Genomic DNA, 729 nt, shown 5'->3' on the forward strand with positions numbered 1-729 from the left:
GTGTAGTGGCATAACGCTTCCATGGGCGTATTATGATATCTTGGGCTATCATCCTCAGCATGATTTAGATATTGATTAACGTGTTTAGCCCAAGTAATTGTTTGTCTTCCAGCATCCCAGTCTAAGAAATCAGTGATAATCTTTTTATACCTATTCCAAGAATGGTTCTTAACCATTCTCCAAGGTTCTTTTGTCATGATTTCTTATCTATTATGGTTAACGAAGGTTTACTTGCTTTATTGAGAGGAGCTGTTGGATTAGGTCCTCCCAAAGGAGTTGGTTTTCGATGATTTACTACTTTTGGTACTACTAACCGTTCAATTTGATCACAGAATGGTAAGTATATCTCTAACCTAGATGCCAGCATACATAGATTCTTTCTTAGTTCATCCATATACCCTCCAGGTTGAATCATCTTTGAATAAGTACTCCATAAGCTAGATATACTTTCGGATATCTTATCATAATACTGTACCTCAGTAGGACCCGTAGTAATTTGTTTTATCCTATCTCCTCTAGCATGTTCTCCAGGTGAATCACCATCTTGGTCTGGTCCAGTAGATTCAGTGGAGATAATTTCTCTAAAACTGTTTCCTGCAACCAACAGGATATTTTGTATTTGTATATTGAGATAATCCCATACGGCCAATTCCATAATTAATTGGTTTTCTAGTCCCTCATACCATAATTCATCATTATATTTATCTGGTGGTATAGTATGATTTACTA

The 729-nt window shown here is 36.1% G+C and carries 2 protein-coding genes; both read right to left on the reverse strand.

What is annotated here, in order from left to right:
• Nucleotides 1–197: hypothetical protein (locus RF638_RS16055; RefSeq protein ID WP_368842467.1), on the reverse strand; the 197-nt coding region annotated here is incomplete at its 3' end.
• Nucleotides 194–729 (reverse strand): hypothetical protein (locus RF638_RS16060; protein ID WP_368842468.1); only part of this gene is annotated, 536 nt, incomplete at its 5' end. The genes RF638_RS16060 and RF638_RS16055, both read right to left, overlap by 4 nt.

It is taken from the genome of Kocuria sp. CPCC 205235, from assembly GCF_040980905.1.
Taxonomy (GTDB): Bacteria; Actinomycetota; Actinomycetes; order Actinomycetales; family Micrococcaceae; genus Kocuria; species Kocuria carniphila.